Source organism: Bacillus sp. FMQ74 (assembly GCF_001875785.1).
Lineage (GTDB): Bacteria > Bacillota > Bacilli > Bacillales > Bacillaceae > Bacillus > Bacillus stercoris.
Genome location: NZ_MOEO01000001.1, coordinates 725,874 through 746,899, shown reverse-complemented (window position 1 = coordinate 746,899; position 21,026 = coordinate 725,874). Strand labels below are relative to the sequence as shown.

The 21,026-nt window shown below is 41.6% G+C and carries 25 protein-coding genes; all 25 read right to left on the bottom strand.

The window, feature by feature from the left end; genetic code table 11:
* Positions 1-5: 5 nt before the first annotated feature.
* Positions 6-746, bottom strand: a complete 741-nt coding sequence (rpsB, locus tag BLL41_RS04000) for a 30S ribosomal protein S2 (RefSeq protein WP_003220918.1) — start codon at positions 744-746, stop codon at positions 6-8.
* A 143-nt stretch (positions 747-889) separates the two neighbouring features.
* Complete coding sequence (locus BLL41_RS03995) at positions 890-1,393, bottom strand: DUF6115 domain-containing protein (protein ID WP_071576861.1); 504 nt, start codon at positions 1,391-1,393, stop codon at positions 890-892.
* Positions 1,394-1,421: 28 nt separating this feature from the next.
* Positions 1,422-2,186: an RNA polymerase sigma-28 factor SigD gene (sigD, locus tag BLL41_RS03990; protein ID WP_003220911.1), complete on the bottom strand. Its 765-nt coding sequence runs from the start codon at positions 2,184-2,186 to the stop codon at positions 1,422-1,424.
* A gap of 22 nt (positions 2,187-2,208) precedes the next feature.
* Positions 2,209-2,709, bottom strand: coding sequence for a chemoreceptor glutamine deamidase CheD (cheD, locus tag BLL41_RS03985; protein WP_014476818.1), 501 nt, complete (start codon positions 2,707-2,709; stop codon positions 2,209-2,211).
* Complete coding sequence (gene cheC, locus BLL41_RS03980; RefSeq protein WP_071576860.1) at positions 2,706-3,335, bottom strand: CheY-P phosphatase CheC; 630 nt, start codon at positions 3,333-3,335, stop codon at positions 2,706-2,708. The genes cheD and cheC overlap by 4 nt, the downstream gene beginning before the upstream one ends.
* Positions 3,336-3,353: 18 nt before the next feature.
* The gene (gene cheW, locus BLL41_RS03975; protein WP_003231938.1) at positions 3,354-3,824 is read right to left on the bottom strand and encodes a chemotaxis protein CheW; all 471 of its coding nucleotides are present in this window, start codon (positions 3,822-3,824) and stop codon (positions 3,354-3,356) included.
* A 21-nt stretch (positions 3,825-3,845) separates the two neighbouring features.
* Positions 3,846-5,864 carry a chemotaxis protein CheA gene (cheA, locus tag BLL41_RS03970; protein ID WP_071576859.1) on the bottom strand — a complete coding sequence of 673 codons (2,019 nt, stop codon included), beginning with the start codon at positions 5,862-5,864 and terminating at the stop codon, positions 3,846-3,848.
* A gap of 5 nt (positions 5,865-5,869) precedes the next feature.
* Positions 5,870-6,940, bottom strand: coding sequence for a protein-glutamate O-methylesterase CheB (gene cheB, locus BLL41_RS03965; protein ID WP_071576858.1), 1,071 nt, complete (start codon positions 6,938-6,940; stop codon positions 5,870-5,872).
* A gap of 1 nt (position 6,941) precedes the next feature.
* A complete protein-coding gene (flhG, locus tag BLL41_RS03960; protein ID WP_083427914.1) occupies positions 6,942-7,838 on the bottom strand; it encodes a flagellum location/number ATPase FlhG in 897 nt (298 codons plus the stop codon).
* Positions 7,829-8,926 carry a flagellar biosynthesis GTPase FlhF gene (flhF, locus tag BLL41_RS03955; protein WP_071576856.1) on the bottom strand — a complete coding sequence of 366 codons (1,098 nt, stop codon included), beginning with the start codon at positions 8,924-8,926 and terminating at the stop codon, positions 7,829-7,831. The genes flhG and flhF overlap by 10 nt, the downstream gene beginning before the upstream one ends.
* Entirely contained in the window at positions 8,926-10,959 is a 2,034-nt protein-coding gene (flhA, locus tag BLL41_RS03950; protein ID WP_071576855.1) for a flagellar biosynthesis protein FlhA, read from the bottom strand. Before flhA ends, flhF begins: the two co-directional genes overlap by 1 nt.
* Before the next feature lie 32 nt (positions 10,960-10,991).
* Positions 10,992-12,074 carry a flagellar biosynthesis protein FlhB gene (gene flhB / locus BLL41_RS03945; RefSeq protein ID WP_014663980.1) on the bottom strand — a complete coding sequence of 361 codons (1,083 nt, stop codon included), beginning with the start codon at positions 12,072-12,074 and terminating at the stop codon, positions 10,992-10,994.
* The gene (gene fliR, locus BLL41_RS03940) at positions 12,074-12,853 is read right to left on the bottom strand and encodes a flagellar biosynthetic protein FliR (RefSeq protein WP_014663979.1); all 780 of its coding nucleotides are present in this window, start codon (positions 12,851-12,853) and stop codon (positions 12,074-12,076) included. The genes flhB and fliR overlap by 1 nt, the downstream gene beginning before the upstream one ends.
* A 7-nt stretch (positions 12,854-12,860) precedes the next feature.
* Complete coding sequence (gene fliQ, locus BLL41_RS03935) at positions 12,861-13,130, bottom strand: flagellar biosynthesis protein FliQ (protein WP_003220888.1); 270 nt, start codon at positions 13,128-13,130, stop codon at positions 12,861-12,863.
* A 14-nt stretch (positions 13,131-13,144) separates the two neighbouring features.
* Positions 13,145-13,810, bottom strand: a complete 666-nt coding sequence (gene fliP, locus BLL41_RS03930; RefSeq protein ID WP_003245692.1) for a flagellar type III secretion system pore protein FliP — start codon at positions 13,808-13,810, stop codon at positions 13,145-13,147.
* Positions 13,803-14,462, bottom strand: a complete 660-nt coding sequence (gene fliZ, locus BLL41_RS03925; RefSeq protein ID WP_071576854.1) for a flagella biosynthesis regulatory protein FliZ — start codon at positions 14,460-14,462, stop codon at positions 13,803-13,805. The genes fliP and fliZ overlap by 8 nt, the downstream gene beginning before the upstream one ends.
* 14 nt (positions 14,463-14,476) lie before the next feature.
* Complete coding sequence (gene cheY / locus BLL41_RS03920) at positions 14,477-14,839, bottom strand: chemotaxis protein CheY (protein ID WP_071576853.1); 363 nt, start codon at positions 14,837-14,839, stop codon at positions 14,477-14,479.
* Positions 14,840-14,864: 25 nt separating this feature from the next.
* On the bottom strand, positions 14,865-16,004 hold the full coding sequence (gene fliY / locus BLL41_RS03915; RefSeq protein WP_071576852.1) for a flagellar motor switch phosphatase FliY: 1,140 nt from the start codon (positions 16,002-16,004) through the stop codon (positions 14,865-14,867).
* A complete protein-coding gene (gene fliM / locus BLL41_RS03910; RefSeq protein WP_003220879.1) occupies positions 15,994-16,992 on the bottom strand; it encodes a flagellar motor switch protein FliM in 999 nt (332 codons plus the stop codon). Before fliM ends, fliY begins: the two co-directional genes overlap by 11 nt.
* A 33-nt stretch (positions 16,993-17,025) precedes the next feature.
* Complete coding sequence (fliL, locus tag BLL41_RS03905; RefSeq protein WP_014663976.1) at positions 17,026-17,448, bottom strand: flagellar basal body-associated protein FliL; 423 nt, start codon at positions 17,446-17,448, stop codon at positions 17,026-17,028.
* On the bottom strand, positions 17,445-17,660 hold the full coding sequence (gene swrD, locus BLL41_RS03900) for a swarming motility protein SwrD (protein WP_040083172.1): 216 nt from the start codon (positions 17,658-17,660) through the stop codon (positions 17,445-17,447). Before swrD ends, fliL begins: the two co-directional genes overlap by 4 nt.
* Before the next feature lie 39 nt (positions 17,661-17,699).
* Entirely contained in the window at positions 17,700-18,494 is a 795-nt protein-coding gene (flgG, locus tag BLL41_RS03895) for a flagellar basal body rod protein FlgG (RefSeq protein ID WP_071576851.1), read from the bottom strand.
* Between the two features lie 21 nt (positions 18,495-18,515).
* Complete coding sequence (gene flgD / locus BLL41_RS03890; RefSeq protein ID WP_071576850.1) at positions 18,516-18,938, bottom strand: flagellar hook assembly protein FlgD; 423 nt, start codon at positions 18,936-18,938, stop codon at positions 18,516-18,518.
* Positions 18,935-20,398 carry a flagellar hook-length control protein FliK gene (locus BLL41_RS03885; protein WP_071576849.1) on the bottom strand — a complete coding sequence of 488 codons (1,464 nt, stop codon included), beginning with the start codon at positions 20,396-20,398 and terminating at the stop codon, positions 18,935-18,937. The genes flgD and BLL41_RS03885 overlap by 4 nt, the downstream gene beginning before the upstream one ends.
* Before the next feature lie 12 nt (positions 20,399-20,410).
* Positions 20,411-21,025, bottom strand: coding sequence for a MotE family protein (locus BLL41_RS03880; protein ID WP_071576848.1), 615 nt, complete (start codon positions 21,023-21,025; stop codon positions 20,411-20,413).
* Position 21,026 lies beyond the last annotated feature (1 nt).

The window sequence follows — 21,026 nt, the reverse complement described above, 5'->3', positions numbered from 1 at the left end:
ATAGGTTACGCAGTTGTTGTTTCTGTTTCTGGTGCAGTTTCTTCAGCAACTTCCGCTTCTTCTTCACCTTGCTTTGCTTCTAAGATTGCATCTGCCATTTTAGAAGTTAGAAGTTTAACAGCGCGGATAGCGTCATCGTTCGCTGGAATAACAACATCGATTTCATCTGGATCACAGTTAGTATCTACGATACCGATGATAGGGATGTTTAATTTGCGAGCTTCCGCAACAGCGATGCGCTCTTTGCGAGGATCGATGATGAATAATGCATCAGGAAGATCCTTCATATCTTTAATTCCGCCTAGGAATTTTTCAAGACGCTCTAATTCTTTTTTCAATTGAACGACTTCTTTTTTAGGAAGTACATCAAACGTACCGTTTTCTTGCATTTTTTCAATGTCTTTAAGACGTTTAATACGTTTTTGGATTGTTTCAAAGTTTGTTAATGTACCGCCCAACCAGCGTTGGTTGACATAGTACATGCCAGAGCGTTGAGCTTCTTCTTTAACAGAATCTTGAGCTTGTTTTTTTGTTCCGACGAAAAGAATTTTTCCGCCTTCAGCAGCAAGATTTTTAGTGAAGTTGTAAGCTTCCTCTACTTTTTTGACTGTTTTTTGAAGGTCAATGATGTAGATTCCGTTACGCTCCGTGAAAATGTAACGCTTCATTTTTGGGTTCCAACGGCGTGTTTGGTGACCGAAGTGAACACCAGCTTCAAGCAATTGCTTCATAGAAATGACTGACATGTTATTTCCTCCTAATATAATGGTTTTTTTCCTCCGCTTAGGTCATTTTTGTGCAGAACTGCCGCCTGCAGCACCCTCTGCATAAATCGTTAAGCGTGTGTATTTAACACCAAGACATAATATAACACAGCTTTATCCGACAATCAAGAATCCTTTACACCTTTGGAGCGAAATTTTAAAAATAGCTCGATTTCTGTCTTTCCGCTCTTCAGTTTCTGAGCAATTTGACTTGCCGAATATCCCTGTTCATATAATTCTATGACCTGGTCTTCAAATGATGGGACATCACTGTTTACGATCTCTTCCCGACGGTCAACCTCAGTAATCAGACCTTCAATATGTTCAGGAAGGTTCTCTATTTCTTGAACTGCATCCCGCTCTGGATGTTTTTCAGAGTGGTGAAGATCTGTCTTTTGGGATTCTGCGTCAGATTGACTTGAAGATGAAGCGGTATTTTCTATCAGTTTCTCATTTTCTTCTTTTAATTCAAGCAGAAATGCCGCCAAGGTGTTTTCCGTCTCTTCAAGTATCTGTTTTTGCTGTTTTTCTGTTTCTTTCACTGAAGCGAGCCTCGTATACAGGATAATGACAGCGTACAGAAGAACGCCGTGGAGCGTAAAGCTTAAAAGCCATAATAGTGTTGACATGTTTTTCACTCGCTAACCATGAAATTCATTATTGTATCACTTTTTCCAGCAGATTCTTTAATTTAAATAATGCCTTTGAATGGATCTGAGATATGCGGGACGTAGAAAGATTTAATACTTGTCCGATTTCTGTCAGTGTCAACTCCTCTTTGTAGAACAAACTGACAACCAGCTGTTCTTTTTCAGAGAGTTCGTGAATTTTTTCCGCAAGCTGTGCAATCAGTTCATCTTTCATAATCTTTTCTTCAGGCGGAACATTTTTGTCATCTCTAATCATGACTTGAATGTTTTCCCCGTCATCTTGATCATGGAGCTTTTCATCAATTGACAGCAGATTTGCAAAAAAACCTTCATTCATTGTTGACACTACATCCTGTACCGTCATTCCGAGTTCCTCTGCAATTTCCGCGGGCGATACATTCCGAAGATAACGCTGTTCAAGCTTTTCAATTGCTGCTTCAACCTTCTTTGTTTTTTCACGTGAGGTTCTGGGCAGCCAATCTTCTTTACGAAGCCCGTCTATGATTGCGCCGCGAATTCTAAACGAGGCGTAGGTATCAAATTTTAAGTCCCGGCTGGGGTCAAATTTTTCAAGGGCATCATATAAACCAAGCATACCAAGGCTCATAAGATCGTCTTTATGCACTGATTTCGGCAGTCCGACAGAAATTCTGCCTACATGATATGTGACAAGCGGCATGTAACGGCGCATTAAGTCGTCACCGGCTTTAGGATCTTTCCACTCTTTCCAGCGCGTCCAAAGCACCTGATCTTCATAATTCAAGGATTGCATTGTTATCCCCCTAATACCTTAATTAAATCGTTTTTTCACCTTGTTTAACAGTTCGAATATGCAGCATGCAGGACTTCGGTTCAAATTCTATCGTCCGGCCGCTTGAGCCGCCCGTATCTTCACTAATAATAGGAATATTAAATAAAGACAGCTGTTCTTTTATCGCTAATACATTTCTCGGTCCGATCTTCATCAAATCATTTGTCGATTTAAATTTAAACATCTCTGATCCGCCGGCCAGCTTTGCTTTTAATGCAAATTTCCGGCATCCCGCTTCTATCAGCATATCAATGGTGGTCTTTACGGCGGTGTCAGCGTACTTAGCCCTGTTGAGCTCTGCAGTTTTTGATAACGTCGAATCCGGCAGCATGACATGAACAAGACCCGCCGTTTGCTTTTCTTTATCATAAAGCACCAGCCCCACACATGATCCCAAACCAGAGGTCCGAATGGTATCCGGGAAGCGGGCGATCTTCACGTCAGCAATCCCAACCTTTATCACAACAGCCTCAGTTGTACTCATAATGATGCACCTAAGGCGACAAAGAGCTTTTCAAATGAATCATAGTCCGGCAGCATAAACATATGCGCTTTCAGCTCTTGCTGATGGCTCTGGTCAAAAATTGACGTGTCGACCACAATGGCGTGTTCTCCAACCTGACTGAGCTCCATCAGCCCTTCGCTGATCACAGCTCCGAACATGTCCAATGAAACTTCAGGAACACTTGGATAAAGCTGGAGTTTAGTCAAATCTGCCAAAGCTGTTAAATATGATCCCGCTAAAATATTGCCCAGTTCATGCAAAGCGGATGAGCTCATATGATCTTCACCTAAGTCCTCTATATCAAAATCGGGGTTTCCAATCAGCTCTCTGATAAATTGCTCCGCCTGAAAAAAAGGCATTATAAAGAACATCGAACCCGTTAAATCGCCTTCCATTCTTAAAAAGATGCTGGCAACCGGGACATCAGCACCGCCTAAAAAATCGACAAGCTCATCAAAAGACAGCAGCTTTGCAAATGGGACTTCCATATCTATCTTTCTATTTAACAGCTGGGCCATTGCAGAGGCGGAGTGGCCGGCGCCTATATTGCCGACTTCCCGCAAAATGTCCATCTGCTCTTCTTTGATTCCATTAAAAATACTCATGTCATAACCCCTTTAAGATTAAGCTTGATCGGGCACAGCGGACTGAGAAGATTCTTTATCCAAAACCGCGTTCGCATCAATAATATTTAAGAGTCTGTTCTCTTGTTTCACAATCTGTTCGATCGACACATCCGTATCTTTCTGAACGCCTTCTGGAGCGGATTCTATTTCACTTTCGTGTACGGTAATCACATCATTCGCTTCATCCACAATCCAGCCGACTTCAATATCACGATAAGCAATAATGATAATTCGTGTTTCATCGGTAATTTCATACTCTGGCAAATTCAGGCGCTTTCTTAAATCAATAACCGGAGTTACCACCCCGCGCAAATTGATTACCCCGCAAATATATGGTTCGACGCCAGGTACCCTCGTTGGCTTTTGCCATTTTTCAATTGATTTCACCTGAGTGACGGAAATGGCATATTCTTTTCCATTTACCATAAAGACAATCATTTTTTCGCCTGTTTTAATTTCTGCAGTCATGTGAGACACCTCCTCGAATGGTTAAATAATCAGTGCATTACAATCAATAATGAGCGCTACTTCTCCGTCTCCTAAAATAGTAGCTCCGGAAATTGCAAAGACGTTTGTTAAATAATCTCCGAGTGATTTAAGCACAACTTCCTGCTGGCCAATAAAGGAGTCCACCACAAATGCAGTAGGTTTGTCGCCTTTTTTCACGACAATGATATGGAGCTGTTCCGCATCTTTTCTTGTATCTTCTATTTTAAACTCTTCTTTTAAATAAACGACAGGGACAATATGTCCTCTAAAGTCAATCACTTCACGGTCATGCGTTTGCAAAATGTCTTTTCTGTCAATGACTGCTGTTTCAATGATTGAAGAAATCGGAATGGCAAATGTCTCTTCTTCCAACTTAATCAGCAGAACTGAAATAATAGATAAGGTAAGCGGCAGCTGGATACTGAATAGAGAGCCTTGACCCTCGACTGATTTCACACTGACTGAACCGCCAAGAGACTCCAGTTTGTTTTTTACAACGTCAAGTCCGACACCGCGGCCGGAAATATCAGAAATTTGATCAGCAGTTGAGAACCCCGGAGCAAAAATCAATTCGTAAATTTCGTTGTCTTCTAAGGTTTCAGCTTCTTTTTCCGTTATGACTCCGCGCTCAAGCGCTTTTTCCAGAATTTTTTTGCGATTAAGGCCTGCACCGTCATCCTCTACTTCGATAAAGACATGGTTACCGCTGTGATAAGCTTTAAGCACAACTTTTCCTGATTCCGGTTTTCCCTTTTGCAAACGCGTTTCCGGCGCCTCGATACCATGGTCAATGCTGTTTCTGATCAAGTGAACGAGAGGATCTCCGATTTCATCAATCACTGTACGATCCAGTTCAGTTTCCGCGCCGATGATTGAGAGTTCAATTTTTTTATTCAGCTCTTTCTGAAGCTGGCGAATCATTCTCGGGAATCTGTTAAAAACGGTTTCAACTGGGACCATTCTCATATTCAGAATAATTGATTGCAAATCTCCGGAAATTCTCGTCATCCGTTCAACCGTTTCAGTCAGTTCATTGTGCTCAAGCTCTTTCGCAATCTGCTCAAGACGTCCGCGATCAATGACAAGCTCTTCAAATAAGTTCATTAAAGAATCAAGCCTGTCAATGTTGACACGAATTGTTTTGGATCCGCCGGCTGAGTGCTTCGCCTGTTCATCGTTTTTAGCAGGCTGCTTTTGTTTCTCCTGCTTCGCAGGCACAGCTGCTGCTGGTGAATCTTCTTGCTTAGATTCCTCAGGCTTTTCAGCTGATGTTAAAGGAGCCCCTTGAATGACTTCAACATGCTCAATTTCCGACACGCCATTGATTAATTGTTCAATGTCTTCCGCTGATTGATGTGTTAAGAAACAAACTTGAAAGTCAGTTCCAAAATCTTCTGTTTCAAGCACTTCAGCACTTGGAATTGTTTTGGCTACTTCCCCGACTTCATTTAGTTTTTCAAACACCATATAGACACGAACTGCTTTTAACATACAGTTTTCGTTCAGAGAAATCTTGATTTCATATCGTTTGAAGCCTTGCTCCGCCGCTTCTTGTATAACTGTACGTTCAAATTCATCATATTCCCAATCAGATGCTGAACTCGGTGCTTCTGCAGGTTCCGCGGATGCAGCAGATTCATTGCGTGCGCCATTTACATCAAGCTTGGCACTCACTTCTGAGATATCTCTTTTACCATCCCCGCCATCAATAATAGACTGAACCATAGCTTCCAGGTGATCCAGAGCTTCAAACAAAATATCCAGCCATTCTGAGGTAACTGCCATGTCACCGTTTCGGATTGCATCCAGCACGTTTTCAAGCAGGTGGGTAAGATGTGCTAAATCTGTGTAGCCCATCGTTGCGCTCATTCCTTTTAATGTATGGGCAGCCCTGAATATATCATGTACGAGCTGAAGGTCAGTCGGGTCTTTCTCTAAAAGGAGAAGCTTTTCATTACATGTTTGTAAATGTTCTTTACTCTCATCAATAAAGACATCTAAATACTGATTCATATCCATTTGAATCACACCCTCTCTTTTTTCACACAGCTTGTGATGGATGCTGCGATATCTTCCACATGTTTAATCTCATGAATGAGACCCGCTTTAACAGCAGCTTTTGGCATCCCGTATACGACACAAGATTCTTCAGATTCCGCAATGGCTTTCACATTGCCGGCTGTCAGCATATCCTTTAGCCCTGCAGTGCCGTCACTGCCCATTCCGGTCATGATAACCGCTACTTTTTCATAATCTGTCAGTTTACCGACAGAACGGAATAAATAATCAGCAGATGGTTTATGACGGCTCGGGGTATCGAGATTATCAAGCACAATCTGGAGTCCTCCGCTGCTTTTAATAACGGAAATGTTTTTTCCACCCGGTGCTATGTAAACACAGCCGTTAAGAGCTGCTTCACCATCTTTTGCTTCCTTCACCTGAATGTCAGATAAATGATTCAGCCGATCAGCTAAAGAAGCTGTAAATCCTTCAGGCATGTGCTGAACGACAACCACTGGTGCATTCAAGTCTTTAGGAAGCTTCGGTATCACCTTTTGTAACGCCCTTGGACCGCCTGTTGATGTGCCGATACACACAATTTGTCTGCCTGTGCCGGGTTTCGGTTTGCTCAATTCAGGCTTAACAGCTCGCACAATAGGTTCGGGCCGAACCGTTTGGGAAACAGGACGGTTCCGCTTGCCGGAAAGTCCAGCCGCAACGACACGTTCAACTAATTGTTCTTTAATTTTGTACAAATCTAAAGATATTGAGCCTGATGGCTTTGTGATAAAGTCAAAGGCACCAATCTCCAAACAATTAATTGTGCACTCTTTACCTTTTTCGGTCTGGCTCGATACCATGATGACTGGCAAGTTATAAATCTCAATAATTTTGCGGAGCGTATCTGTTCCATTCATGACCGGCATTTCAACATCAAGTGTAATAACATCCGGTTTTAATAATTCAATCTTCTTAAGCGCTTCTTCTCCGTTTCTGGCAGTTCCGATTACTTCTATCTGCTTTTCCTCGGTCAGAAAATCACTTATCATTTTTCTCATGAAAGCTGAATCATCAACTACAAGCACACGAATCAAATTAAGCCCTCCTCATTAAAAAAGAAGATAATTTCTCAATAAATGTCTGTTTGTCTTCTTTGTGTCTCGTTTCTTCTCTTTCAAACAAGGCGTCCGCTAAAAGGCGGACTGACCGGCTGGCTTTTGCCTGAGGGCTTTTTATGAAAAAAGGAACCTGTTCGACAACCGCTTTGCTCACGATCAGATCGTCAGGAATGGAACCGGCAAACTGAACCTGAACATCCAAAAACATCTGAATTGTGCGGGAAAGGCGGGCAAAAGCGTCAAGCCCTTCTTTTTGGTCACGGCACCGATTGACAACCACCTTCATCGAAAGCTTACTTCCTGTCAAAACCAAGTGCTTGACAGCACTGTATGCGTCCATGATGGCCGTCGGTTCGGTAGTTGTTATGATCAAAATATCTTCTGCTGATAAAATAAAAGGCAGTTGATCTTTTGATAAGCCTGCTCCCATGTCAAACAGCACATAATCGAACTGGCTTAATGCATGAGAAAGTTCATTGGCAAAAAACGTCCATTTTCTCTGATCCAGTTGAAACATCACATCCAGCCCGGTTCCCCCTGATATATACCGCAAACCCTTGGGGCCAACGGATAATGACTGCAACAACGGCTTCCGATCGGTTAAAACATCGATTATCGTGGCAGACGATGAATTTCCCATTAATATATCAATGTTCCCCATCCCAATATCAAGGTCGATGAGAAGCACCTTTTTACCTTTATCCTGCAGCGCAAGTGCCATATTTAAGGTAATATTAGATTTTCCGACACCGCCCTTGCCGCTGATGACAGCAAGCGTCTTCGCTTTTTGTGAATAAACCATTGGCAGAACACGCTGACGCTTTTCCATTTTCGCCCGTAAAGTTGCTGCTTGGTCATATCGGTTCATCTGCACAGCATCCTTACAAAATCAACTGGAGATACAGTCTGTATATCCTCAGGCACATTCTGGCCGTTTGTCATAAATCCGACACCTATTTTTGATTCTGCCAGTATATTAAACACAGAACCTAAGGAAGTCGTTTCATCTATTTTCGTAAAAATAAACTGATTGACAGGGACGGATGAAAACCGTTTGACAATATGCTTCATATCTTCATATTTTGCAGTCGCGGATAAAACAAGAAATGACTGAATGCTGCTCTCAAAAGGAATCGTTTCTTTCAGTTCATCAATGTATTGCTGGTCCTTGAAGTTTCTTCCGGCTGTATCAACAAACACATGATCATACTCAGAAAATAACTCCTTCGCCTGCTCAAATTCTTCTTTTGTATAGCAAACTTCCATAGGAGCCTGCAGCAGCTCAGCGTATGTTTTCAACTGTTCAACAGCTGCAATTCGATACGTATCTGTTGTAATAAAAGCGATTTTTTTCTGTTTTTCAAGCATAGATATGGCTGCGAGTTTAGCCAGTGTAGTTGTTTTACCAGCCCCTGTGGAACCAAAGAGAACGATATACTTTGAATGGATTGGTTCCTGCCACTTGTCTGCTGAGGGCAGCGTATCGCATAGTATTTCCTGAAGTTTGCCGACCACATTTTCTTCATTAAGGCCGCCTGCTTCCACAGAGAAGCGAAGCAATTTTTTCAGAGTGCTCGTTTTCGTTGACTCTTTAATCCCCGTTTCTTGCAAAAGCTTCTCTGCTTTTCGCAGTGGCTCAGGAAGTACAGATTGATATGCTGAAAAATCACCTTGCTCCTGTTGCGCCGGAATTTGAGGGGATGTCCTCTCCTCTATTTTCGGACTGCTGACCGGAGTTTTTAATGTTTGTTTCGGTTCAGCTGCCTTCTGAGGCGTTTTTTTCTCAAGAAAGTCCTGGTCCAATACGGCGATCACTTCAACAGCAGGCTTGTTGATTAGGCCAAACCATTTTCGCTTTTTAATTTTTTTCGAATTTAATATGACCGCTTCATTACCTAACTCTTTTCTGATGAGAAGTGCCGCTTCTTGCATTGAAGCAGCAGTAAATTTTTTTATTTTCATTAAATATCCACCACTCCAATGCTTTGTACCTCAACATTCGCCTCAAGTTCGTTATAAGAGAGTACCGGAAGATCAGGGAAGTATCGTTCCAGAAGCTGTTTCACATACATTCTGACAGGCGGCGAGCATAGAAGAATCGCGGTTTCCTGACGTAATGACAGCTGTTCAGCTTCTTTAGCGACAGAACGCACTATGCTTTCTGAAATATCTGGTTCGAGCGATAAATAATTCCCGTGTTCCGTTTGCTGCACACCATCTGCTATAGCCTTCTCTACCCGCCCCGAGCAAGTAACAACCTTCAACACTTCATTATCTTTGGCAAACTGGGCTGTAATTTGTTTAGCAAGTGCTTGTCTTGTATACTCTGTCAAAAGATCAGAATCTGTTGTTAATTTCCCATAGTCAGCAAGTGTTTCAAAGATCGTTACTAAGTTTCGAATTGAAACTTTTTCTTTTAAAAGCTTAGCAAGCACCTTCTGAATATCACCGACAGACAATGGATTTGGCGTAACCTCTTCAACCAGGACTGGATACGATTCTTTCAAGTGATCAATCAGCTGCTTTGTCTCCTGCCTTCCGATCAATTCATGAGCATGCTGCTTTATTTTCTCCGTAATATGCGTTGAAACGACTGATGCAGGATCAACTACTGTATAACCAAGCATGTCGGCTTCATCCTTTACCGCTTCGCTAATCCATTTGGCCGGCAGTCCGAATGAAGGTTCCACTGTTTCAATCCCTTCAATCATATCGTCTTCAGGTGTAGGCGACATTGCTAAATAATGATCAAGCAACAGCTCGCCTTTCGCTACTTCGTTTCCTTTAATTTTCAATCGGTATTCATTAGGCTGTAACGCTATATTATCTCTGATCCGCACGACAGGAATGACAAGCCCGAGTTCCAAAGCCAACTGACGGCGTATCATAACAATGCGGTCTAATAAATCACCGCCTTGATTGGCATCAGCAAGCGGTATCAGTCCATAGCCAAACTCGAATTCTATCGGATCTATATGCAGAAGCTGAACAACGCTTTCAGGACTTTTAAGCTCGTCAACCTCAGCCTCTTCCTCAAGAATCTCATCCACTTCTTCTTTTTCCTTACCAGATTTAGATAGCGTATAAGCGCCAAAAGCAAGCAACCCCGCAAGCGGCCCCGTCAGAAAAATGCCGATCGGAGTAAAAATACCTAAAAGTATGATCGTAGCTGCGGCGACGTATAAAAGTTTTGGATACGCAAACAGCTGGCCTGTAATGTCATGCCCTAAGTTTCCTTCAGAGGCAGCTCTTGTAACCACAATACCCGTAGCTGTAGAAATTAACAGTGCCGGGATTTGCGAAACAATTCCATCCCCTACAGTCAGCATCGTAAAGTGTGAAGCAGCCTCTTGAATGGACATACCCTGCTGAAGCATTCCGATCACGATTCCGAAAATAATATTGATCATCACTATGATGATTCCGGCAATGGCGTCACCTTTTACAAATTTACTGGCACCGTCCATTGCTCCATAAAAGTCTGCTTCTCTTGCTACTTTTTCGCGGCGATGCTTCGCTTCCTGTTCGGTAATCATCCCTGCGTTTAAATCAGCATCAATACTCATCTGCTTCCCAGGCATTGCGTCCAGCGTAAACCTTGCTGCAACCTCAGAAACACGTTCAGCACCTTTTGTAATGACGATGAACTGAATAATAATCAAGATGATAAATACAACGAGTCCAACTAATACATTTCCACCGACAACGAAATTCCCGAATGTCTCGACGACTTTCCCTCCCTCACCGTGTGAAAGAATTGAACGGGTAGTTGAGACATTCAAGCCCAAACGAAATAGGGTTAAAAGCAGCAGCAGTGACGGAAAAATCGAAAACTGAAGCGCTTCCTGCATATTCATTGTGGTGAGAAGCACGATCAATGCAAGAGAAATATTAATAATGATCAAAATACTTAACAGCCATGGAGGAAATGGAATCACCAGCATCGCCACAATGAGGACAACACTTATTAAAACGGATAAATCTCTTGTTGACATGCTGTTTTTTCTCTCCTTTTAAATCGAAAAATTCAATATACTTTTTGTTTTGTTTTATATACGTAAGCCAGAATTTCTGCCAAGACTTTAAAAAATTCTTCCGGCACTGCCTGGTCAATTTCCACCTGATCATATAACGCACGGGCTAGCGGTCTGTTTTCTACCATCATGACATCATGCTCTTTAGCAATTTTCCTGATTTTTAACGCCAGGTGGTCAACACCTTTTGCAACAATATAAGGAGCGTCCATTTTTTCTTCGTCATATTTCAGGGCAATCGCATAGTGAGTCGGGTTTGTGATGATGACATCTGCTTTTGGAACTTCCTGCATCATCCGCCTCATCGCCATTTCCCGCTGTCTTTGTTTAATTTTAGACTTAATAATCGGGTCACCTTCAGATTTTTTGTACTCGTCTTTTATATCTTGTTTTGACATTTTGATATTTTTCTCATAATCAAATCTCTGATATAAATAGTCAAGACCAGCAAGAATTAATAAAGCACCTGCACCGCTCAGTCCCATCCACAAAGTGAGTTTTGAAACGAAAGAAAGTGCCTCTTCAGGTGTCAGGAGAGGAAGGCGGAGAATTTCTCCATAATGCAGCCAAAGCACAGCGAATGCCGCAAAACCGACAACTGCGATTTTCAAAATTGATTTAATCAACTCTACAATCGCTCTCATACTGTATATTCGTTTAAAGCCTTTGATCGGATCGAGTTTTTCAAGCTTAGGCTGTATCACTTCAGCAGAAAACAAGAATCCAACCTGCATATAGTTGCTTACGACCCCTGCAACAAGAGCAACAAGCAAGATCGGTGCAAGTATCATGCCCGTATCCTTTAATAAGCTGACAAACAAGGTATGCACATTTGATTCTGAGAGCTTCATTGTGAGCGATTCGGTATAAAATGTTTCTATAAATGACAGCAGTCTGTCTCTCATATACGGGCCAATTGCTATAAGCGAAAGGAATATGACAAGTAAAGAAATGGCGGTATTGACATCCGAACTTTTGGCTACCTGTCCTTTTTTTCTCGTATCCTTTCGTTTTTTCGGAGTGGCTTTTTCAGTCTTCTCCCCGGCAAAAAACTGCAGGTCAATTCTAAGCTTCATTAAGAAACACCGACCAATGCTAAAAGATTCCGCATCGTTTCAATCGTTAAACTGAAAACATTCCGCACAACGACGAAGATAACGGACATACATACAATGAGCATGATGAAACTGACAGCGATCTTTAAAGGCAGACCGACCACAAATACATTTAATTGCGGAACAGTTCGAGCCACGATACCTAATGCTAAATCAACTAGAAACAAACTGGCCACAACCGGCGCTGACATTTGAAAAGCGATAATAAACATCGCATTAAAGCTTTTCGCGATAAAATAAGCAAACTTTTCATCGCCGAAATTCGGAAATGCCTGATCAACTGAAATATACTGAAAGCTGTAGTAAATACCGTCCAGCAGCAAATGGTGGGCATTGACACTCAGCATAAACAAAAGTGCCATCGTATAAATAAACTGGCCAATCAACGGACTTTGCGCACCGGTTTGCGGATCAATAACGTTTGCTATTGAAAATCCCATTTGAAAATCAATAAACGAGCCGGCAATCTGTACTGCGGCAATCATCATATAAGCGATTAAGCCGAGACATAGGCCAACCAAAGCCTCTTTAAACGCCAAGAGCATATATTGCTCATCTATCTCCAAAGAGGGCGGTTTATCAATGGTGCTGAAACAAATAACCGCCAGAAAAAAAGCAAATCCTATGCGGTGAACAGCTGGGACATTTCGATGTCCGAATAGCGGAATCGTTACAAAAAAAGCAGAGATTCTAATAAAAACCAATAAAAAAGCAGGAAATAAGTCAATAATTGAATTCATCTCTGCATTACCCTGCAAAACGATTTAGATTAGAAAACAGCTCTGTTGTAAATGAAAGAATCGTCGACAGCATCCACGGACCAAAAAAAATGAGAGCCAGAAGAACCGCCACGATTTTCGGAATAAACGCCAAAGTCTGTTCCTGGATTTGAGTTGTCGCCTGAAATATGCTGACAATTAAACCGACCAGTAAAGCAATGGCCAATAATGGCCCGCTGATCATCAGTGTTACGTATACGGCTTTTTCCGCCATAGAAATTACAAATTCTGAACTCACGTTTAGCACCTACCCTAAAAGCTCTGAAGCAAAGATTTCACAATTAAATACCAGCCGTCTACCAAAACAAAAAGTAATATTTTAAAGGGCAGAGAAATCATAACTGGAGGGAGCATCATCATTCCCATTGACATCAAGACGCTCGCCACTACCATATCTATAATTAAAAACGGGATAAAAATCATAAATCCTATTTGAAATGCAGTTTTAAGCTCTGATATGGCAAAAGCCGGAACCATTGTTGTTAGCGGAATATCCTTTAATGATTCAGGTTTATCCATTTTTGCGTAATTCATAAATAGCGCCAAATCCTTCTGCCTTGTGTGTTTACTCATAAATTCTTTAATCGGTTCCTCAGCTTTCGTATACGCTTCATCCAAGCTGATTTTGTTGTCCATCAATGGGGTCAGCGCTTCTTTATTAATTTCTGAAAAAGTAGGAGCCATAATAAAAAATGTTAAAAACAGCGCAAGCCCGATAAGAACCTGGTTTGGGGGCATAGATTGCGTCGCAAGTGAAGTTCTGACAAATGACAGAACGATGACGATGCGAGTAAAGCAAGTCATAAGAATCAATATTCCAGGCGCCACTGAAAATACAGTTAACAATAATAGTAATTTAACAGTTGAACTTACGTTTTCCGGATCGCTTGAACTGAAAATATTTATAAACTCATTCATGATGACGTGGGCCTTTCTTCTTTCCTTCAGAACGGTTTTGTTTTAACTCTTCAAGTTGCTCTTTTAATGCTTTTGAAAATGAAGGCAGTTTTTGCTGCGGCTGATGCTCAGAACTCTTAAGCGGCTTCACAAACTTTTGCCACTCTATTTTGCTTGACATTGCCTCTTCATGCTGACTGAGAATGACTTCAATCTCTTTTTCATCCTCAATTTCTTTCAGCAGCTGGATCGTCTCTCCTACACCGACGACGAGCACACTTTTTCCGACCTTGATCAATTGTATGGATCTGTTCTGGCCGACCGATGTACCGCCAATATTTTCAACATATTGAAAAGGTTTGAGGAGCCGATTTCTTTTGTTCAGGAGCTTAACCAGCCCGTAAATCAGCACGATAACAAACAGTAAAGCGAAAATCATCTTTACAAAATCAAAAGCTGAGACAGAAGGAGCCGCCGCTCCCTCCGTCTCATCAGCAGTTTTTGTTGTTTTTTCTTCCTTTTGCTCTGACTTATCTGCAGTTTTATCATCTTTCTTTTGAAACCATTCGTTTACAGTTGAATTATCAGAGTCTGCCGCAGCAGCAGCAATCGGATGTACACTGAATAAAACGAAAAAACAAATAAAAGCGATGAAATATTGACTCTTTTTCAACAATCGTACACCCTTTAACTTAATGTTTTGTTGATTGCTTCAAGCACACGGTCAGCCTGGAAAGGTTTCACAATGAAATCCTTAGCGCCGGCCTGAATGGCATCAATAACCATTGATTGCTGTCCCATAGCAGAACACATAATGATTCTTGCCTGTGAATCAATTTGTTTAATTTCTTTTAATGCTGTAATCCCATCCATTTCAGGCATCGTGATATCCATCGTAACAAGGTCAGGAGAATGCTCTTTATATTTCTCTACTGCTTGTGCTCCATTTTCAGCTTCCGCTACTACTTCAAAACCGTTTTTAACCAAAATATCTTTAATCATCATTCGCATAAATGCTGCGTCATCTACAATTAAAATTCTATGTGCCATAATTTATCTCTCTCCTTGTGTTTCGTTATTTTAAATTATTAATGCGCTCTGCCTGGCTTAAAATGTCAGTGACTCTTACGCCGAAGTTTTCTTCAATGACAACAACCTCGCCTTTGGCAACGATACGCTGATTAACTAAAATATCTACCGGCTCACCAGCTAATTTATCAAGCTCAATAATACTACCTGCAGAAAGCTCTAAAATCTCTTTGACACTTCTCTTTGTTCTGCCGAGCTCAACAGTAATTGAAAGCGGGATATCCAAAAGCATATCCAGATTATTAATAGGGGCTTGTGTCGCCTCGTTTGGATCAAACGCAGAAAATTCCACCGGTGAAACCTGGACTGGCGCTGCTTTTTTTGCTGTTCCCTGCCTTTTTGGCGGCTGCGGCTGCTGTTGCTTCGGTTCAATACGCGGCTCTGGCATCACAGGCTCTTTCGGCTGCTCGTATGTAACATCAGGCTGCGCCGTTGCTGCTTCCTCTGTACTTCCTGAATTCATAAGGCTTGAAATTAAATCTTTCGCAAATGTCAATGGGTAAAGCTGCATAATACTGGAGTCTATTAATTCCCCGACCTTTAAATTGAAAGAAACTTTCACCAGCATTTCATCATCAGGAATACGGTCTGTTCCCTTTTCTTCAGTTACATCGAGCAATTCAACCCGAGGCGGTGAAATATCAATTTTTTTACTGAATACAGTAGACATTGATGTGGCTGCCGATCCCATCATTTGGTTCATTGCTTCTTGAACCGCACTTAAATGGATTTCCCCCAGTGAAGGGTCCGCACCTTTTCCGTCTCCCCCGATCATTAAATCAGCAATGATCGCCGCGTCACTTTGTTCCACGACTAACAGATTGCTGCCACTGAAGCCCTCAGTATAATTCACTTCAATCGCAACATACGGTTCAGGAAACGCATCGCTGATTTTACTTCTTGGGATAACCGTTACGCTCGGAGTCGTAATATCGACCTTTTGATTTAAAAGTGTTGACAGTGCTGTCGCAGAACTGCCGAATGAAATATTACCGATTTCACCGATCGCATCACGCTCCATTTCCGATAAGTCATCTACTTCCGGAACCTCTGGCTCATCAAGCGTGCTGCCAGTACCGTTAAGAAGCGCGTCAATCTCATCTTGAGATAATCTATTATTCTCCATCTTGTTCACCTCTTATGTCGTGATCTAAAATTTGCACTGCCTGTTTTCGATTCACCCGGCCGGCTTGTCCTAAAAATTTCGGCTTATCTCCGACCAATACAGTAAGAGGATCCGTGACTGATTTGTCCAAAGTTATGCAGTCTCCGACTTCTAAACTTAAAAACTCTTCTATTGTCAGTTCAGATGTGCCGAGCTCGGCCACGACAGGTATTTGTGCTGTCATGATACGTTTTTCAAGCGACTTTGTTTCCTCAGGCTTTGGCTCATTTCGGTCTGATTGCATCCAATAGTGGACTGATAGCTTCGGTATGAGCGGCTCGAGGACGATATGCGGGATACAGAGATTAATGACACCGCTGATTTCACCGATTTGAGTATTAAGTGAGATCACCACGACTGTTTCATTAGGAGACACCATCTGAACGAATTGCGGATTCACTTCAAACTCAGTCATTTCCGGTTCAATATCAGCAATTGACTGCCAAGCTTCTTTATAATTACCCAGTGCATTTTCAAATAAATTAGAAATGATTTTTGTTTCAATTTCTGTCAAGCTGTCAACCTTGTTATGACTGATTCCAATACCGCCCATGACTCGGTCCATCATCGTATAAGCTATCGTGGGGTTAACCTCCATCATAATTCTGCCTTCCATCGGATGGACATCAAATAGATTCAGAATCGTCATGTTTGGGATCGATCTGATAAATTCCTCATACGGGACCTGGTCAACAGAACTGACAGATATGTGAATATAGGTTCTGAGCTGAGCAGAAAAATGAGTGGTAAGAAGTCTTGCAAAATTGTCATGAATTCTCGTTAAACTGCGGATCTGATCCTTAGAAAACCGCAGCGCACGTTTGAAATCATAAACCTTGACTTTCTTCTCTTTTTCTTCTTTTTTCAGCTCTTCAGCGTCCATTTCACCAGTTGATATTGCAGAAAGCAGTGCATCTATTTCATTTTGGGAAAGAACTTCTCCTGACATTTTCCTCACCTCCGTATTCTGTCAAATTATGCTTTATTGCAGATTAAAGGAGGTAATATACACTTTTTCTACTTTTCCTTCTTGGAGGTAGCTATTTATTTTATCTTTTAGTTCCTTCTTAAAGGTTTCTTTTCCCTTGTCTCCCTCAATCTGATCAGCATTCGTATCAGCCAGCAGTGATATAACAGCGTCTTTCACTTGGAAATCACGTTTCTCAAGTTCTTCTTTTGATTTATCAGAATCAGTTTCAAGTTTAATAGCAAGACGGATAATGTTATCAGACTTTAAATTTGTTGTGATCTCTTCTACATCAACAGAAGATGAAACAATTTCATCAATACTCTTTTTCGCTTCACTTTTTTCGGACTTTCCGCCTAACACAAAATAAGCCGTTGCCCCGAGAGCACCAATTACGATAAGAATAATTAGTAAGATGATCATTAACTTTTTCTTCATTCCGGTTCCTCTATTCCTTGATCCATTGAAAATATTTGTATGTTTCGGTAGAAAGATGCGATTTTTTCCAGAACAGCTTCTTCATCTTCTTTTACTACAAACTTCTTACCGTTTGACAGAGTGATTGTAGTATCCGGAAAGCATTCAATCTGTTCAATAAATAGCGCATTCAGTGTAAAAGGCTGCCCATTCAAACGGGTTACTTTAATCATAAAACAGCGGAGAAGCGATTACTCGCCTCCCCTCCCTCCTTAACGTTTAAGGTTAACCAGTTCTTGAAGGATTTCATCAGATGTTGTAATAATTTTTGAGTTTGATTGGAATCCGCGCTGGGCTACGATCATTTCAGTAAACTCGTCAGTTAAATCAACGTTGGACATTTCGAGAAATCCTACTTTAAGGGAACCTGTACCGCCATCACCGGGCTGGTTCGCTGCACTGGCCGTACCAGAGTTTAAAGATTCACGGTATAAGTTGCTCCCGATTTTATCCAAGCCGTCACTGTTGGCAAAAGTCACAATCCCGATTTGTCCGCCGTCTTGTGGTTGACCGCCGGCATCAACGATCGATACCTTACCATCAGAACCGATAGTGAAGCTTTGTGCATCAGTAGGAATTTTAATGGTTCCGCCATTCATATTTAACACATGGTAGCCATCACCTGTAACCAATGTTCCGGTGTTATCTAAATAGAAGTTTCCAGCTCTTGTATAAGCTGTTCCGGCGCCTGTATCAATTCGAAAATAGCCATCGCCATCGATTGCTAAATCAAGTGTTCTTCCTGTGCTTTGTGTCGCGCTTGTTGAATGAATTGTATCAATTGTGCCAGATGATGAACCTAAACCGATTTGTTTAGAGTTCGTACCGCCAATAGTTGCACCGGCCGCAGAACCGCCGGCAATTGTTTGGCTTACCATATCTTTAAAGGTCACACGGCTCTTTTTGAATCCTACTGTATTCACGTTTGCAATGTTGTTACCGATTACGTCAAGCTTTGTTTGAAAGTTTTTCATACCGCTGATTCCAGAATAAAGTGAACGTAACATAATGTATTCCCCCAGATTTTTTTATTTAGATGATTGTCCCACAGACATGACATTCGCAGGACTGATCTCGGTCCCATCATCAAGAACGAGATAATAATTTCCTTTAGAATGTTTAACAGAGCTTACTGTGCCTGTTTTATCTGTTGCACTTTTACCATCAGTCCAAGATACTTCTTTGCCCATCCAGTCTAGGTACGTGGTAAACGGATCTTGGTTTTCGACGAATTGAGTCATTGTCGTATTCAGATTCATCATTTGCTCCAAGCTTGAAAAAGTCGCCATCTGACTAATAAATTCTTTATCGTCAACCGGGTTGAGCGGATCTTGGTTTTGAACTTGAGTCATTAATATTTTTAAAAACTCATCTTTCCCCAAGCTGCTGTTGTTCGTCGACACGGTATTCGTTTTTTCAGGCAGTTTATATTCTGAACTTATAGAAGTCATTCTTCCTCCTCCATTTCAACCATCGACACTTCATCGAGCAGATCGCTAAAATCATTTGATTGCTTTTTCTGTCTTTGCTGTCTCTGCCCCTCTTGCTGCTGTTTCTGTTCATCAGCAAGCTGCCCGTATATCGGCTGATCCCCGCTTTGGACCGGAAGAGTAAAACGGTCTATTTGGACGGCCATATTCGGCAATGATTGCTTCAGCTGTGGAAGATGCTGTTCAAGCAATTCTTTTGCTGATTGGCTAGATGCAATGATTTTACTCTGAAACATTCCATTTTCATTTGTCAGCTTGATTGTGACAAATCCTAAATGTTCAGGGTTCAACCGAATGGTGAAGCTTCCCGTTGATCTGCCGAAAGGCGTATATTTCATCTGCTTCCACGCATTGATCACTTGATCAGCCACCGTTTTTGTTTCAGCATTTGGTATATCAGATGACATCTGCTGCAGATCAAGTGTTTGAATTCCTCCTATGCTCCGATACCCTGAAAACAGCATTTGGAGTCCTGATTTACTATCTACAGGCTGAATACTTCCAGAAACATCCGATGCACTTTTGCTGGGTGAACTCTGCGAAAGCGGTGTGAGAACACGCTTCCCAAAGTCTTGTGATGATTCGGATGATTTCGATAACAAGAAAGCTTTCAGCTGGCTTTCAGCTAAACTCCATTCTTTGGTCCCTTTTTGAGGGAGCATAGACATTTGATCCATTAAGCTTTGAAAACTTTTCAGCTCTGACGCTGTCATCGAATAAAGTTTTGAACTCGACTCATCTTTGGTGAACATTTGCTGTTTAAGATCCTGAATTAGTTGTTGAGATACACCTTTTTTTTCTAATGCAGAAAGAAATTGATCCCCATTTTGGTAAATGGCATGAGCTTCATTGCCATTCCCTCGATCAGTCAGCTTATTCCCTTCTACAAGCTGGCTAATGAACATCTGGATATAGATAAGTTCTTTAGCAGCCTCCGATACTTCATTTTCCTGAGTTGATTGCTCTGTATCAGTCTTCAGTGGTCCATTAATGTCAGGAGCAGAATCATTGGCACTCAGAGCCGTTTTAGCTTCGGAAAAGATTTTCTCCGTTTCTGTGAGCAATCGATCCATCCCGCCTGACATTTTTGATTCAACTGCTTGCAAAAGTTTTTGCAACATTTGCAAAGCATTCGCATCCAATTGCTTCCCTGTCAGTTTGCTTAATGTTTGCAAAAGACCCGCATTTTGTTTGTCTTGATCTTCAGGACTTGCATTTAGCCATTCACCGATCTTCTTAAGCGCATCTTCTAAAAGCTGACCTCCGGAATTAGGAGTTCCCTTTCCTTCTTCTGAGAGTTCCTTCAAACCTGCCTCAGATAAAAGCCAGTTTTGAAAAACACCCGGGCTACTTTTCATGCTTTTAGCGGCAGAACCCGTGGTGGTTTGCAGCAAAGGTCCCGATAATTCAAGCAGCTTCACCTTTAATTCCCCCTATTCTTGGCTGGCACCAATTTTTTCTGTATAGGTTGCTGCTTGCTCAGGAGTCATTTTCGCCAATATGTCAGCAAGCTGCTTTTTGCTTAGGCCATTCAATATTTTCAGTGCTTCTTGCTCCTTTAATTGGGCAATAATTTTCGCAGCCTTTCCGCTGTCCATGCTTTTGTATACACTGATCACTTTGTCATTTTTAGAAGAAGCTTTCGAGTCTGATGTTCCCTCAGTATGATCTTCAGATGACTTTTTTTGGTTCTCCGCCGTCTTTTCAAGTGAACGGATCTTTTGATTGAGCCTATCGATTTCCGATTTGCTTGTTTCTAAATCTTTATTCAATATACTGATTTCACTTTTTTGATCCTTAATGGTCTTTTCCAGAGCTGCCGTATTACCGCTACCCTTACTTGATGCTGTGTCTTTTTTATTTTCGGTTTCAGGAACCAATTCTTTAAGAACCGGCGTTTTTGCCGCAGCATCCTGGATCGGCTTTAACACATTGACACCAGCAGCCCAAAGAACAATCCCCCCTGCGATTAGAAGAAACATCAGCGGGAGGATAATGATAAGCAAAACCGAACGGAACTTACCTGATTCTTTCTTTTTGCCGGACATT

What these genes read in the sequence shown, in the direction of transcription:
- BLL41_RS03995 (WP_071576861.1), bottom strand. Translation starts at nt 1,393, where the DNA reads ATGTCAACACTATTATGGCTTTTAAGCTTTACGCTCCACGGCGTTCTT.
- fliL (WP_014663976.1), bottom strand. Translation starts at nt 17,448, where the DNA reads ATGAAGAAAAAGTTAATGATCATCTTACTAATTATTCTTATCGTAATT.
- cheD (WP_014476818.1), bottom strand. Translation starts at nt 2,709, where the DNA reads ATGAGTACAACTGAGGCTGTTGTGATAAAGGTTGGGATTGCTGACGTG.
- fliM (WP_003220879.1), bottom strand. Translation starts at nt 16,992, where the DNA reads ATGTCAGGAGAAGTTCTTTCCCAAAATGAAATAGATGCACTGCTTTCT.
- flhB (WP_014663980.1), bottom strand. Translation starts at nt 12,074, where the DNA reads ATGAAGCTTAGAATTGACCTGCAGTTTTTTGCCGGGGAGAAGACTGAA.
- flgG (WP_071576851.1), bottom strand. Translation starts at nt 18,494, where the DNA reads ATGTTACGTTCACTTTATTCTGGAATCAGCGGTATGAAAAACTTTCAA.
- sigD (WP_003220911.1), bottom strand. Translation starts at nt 2,186, where the DNA reads ATGCAATCCTTGAATTATGAAGATCAGGTGCTTTGGACGCGCTGGAAA.
- rpsB (WP_003220918.1), bottom strand. Translation starts at nt 746, where the DNA reads ATGTCAGTCATTTCTATGAAGCAATTGCTTGAAGCTGGTGTTCACTTC.
- flhF (WP_071576856.1), bottom strand. Translation starts at nt 8,926, where the DNA reads ATGAAAATAAAAAAATTTACTGCTGCTTCAATGCAAGAAGCGGCACTT.
- flgD (WP_071576850.1), bottom strand. Translation starts at nt 18,938, where the DNA reads ATGACTTCTATAAGTTCAGAATATAAACTGCCTGAAAAAACGAATACC.
- fliP (WP_003245692.1), bottom strand. Translation starts at nt 13,810, where the DNA reads ATGAATGAGTTTATAAATATTTTCAGTTCAAGCGATCCGGAAAACGTA.
- cheA (WP_071576859.1), bottom strand. Translation starts at nt 5,864, where the DNA reads ATGGATATGAATCAGTATTTAGATGTCTTTATTGATGAGAGTAAAGAA.
- BLL41_RS03880 (WP_071576848.1), bottom strand. Translation starts at nt 21,025, where the DNA reads ATGTCCGGCAAAAAGAAAGAATCAGGTAAGTTCCGTTCGGTTTTGCTT.
- flhA (WP_071576855.1), bottom strand. Translation starts at nt 10,959, where the DNA reads ATGTCAACAAGAGATTTATCCGTTTTAATAAGTGTTGTCCTCATTGTG.
- fliR (WP_014663979.1), bottom strand. Translation starts at nt 12,853, where the DNA reads ATGAATTCAATTATTGACTTATTTCCTGCTTTTTTATTGGTTTTTATT.
- swrD (WP_040083172.1), bottom strand. Translation starts at nt 17,660, where the DNA reads ATGATTAAAGTAACCCGTTTGAATGGGCAGCCTTTTACACTGAATGCG.
- fliY (WP_071576852.1), bottom strand. Translation starts at nt 16,004, where the DNA reads ATGGAGAATAATAGATTATCTCAAGATGAGATTGACGCGCTTCTTAAC.
- cheY (WP_071576853.1), bottom strand. Translation starts at nt 14,839, where the DNA reads ATGGCACATAGAATTTTAATTGTAGATGACGCAGCATTTATGCGAATG.
- cheC (WP_071576860.1), bottom strand. Translation starts at nt 3,335, where the DNA reads ATGAGTATTTTTAATGGAATCAAAGAAGAGCAGATGGACATTTTGCGG.
- cheW (WP_003231938.1), bottom strand. Translation starts at nt 3,824, where the DNA reads ATGACTGCAGAAATTAAAACAGGCGAAAAAATGATTGTCTTTATGGTA.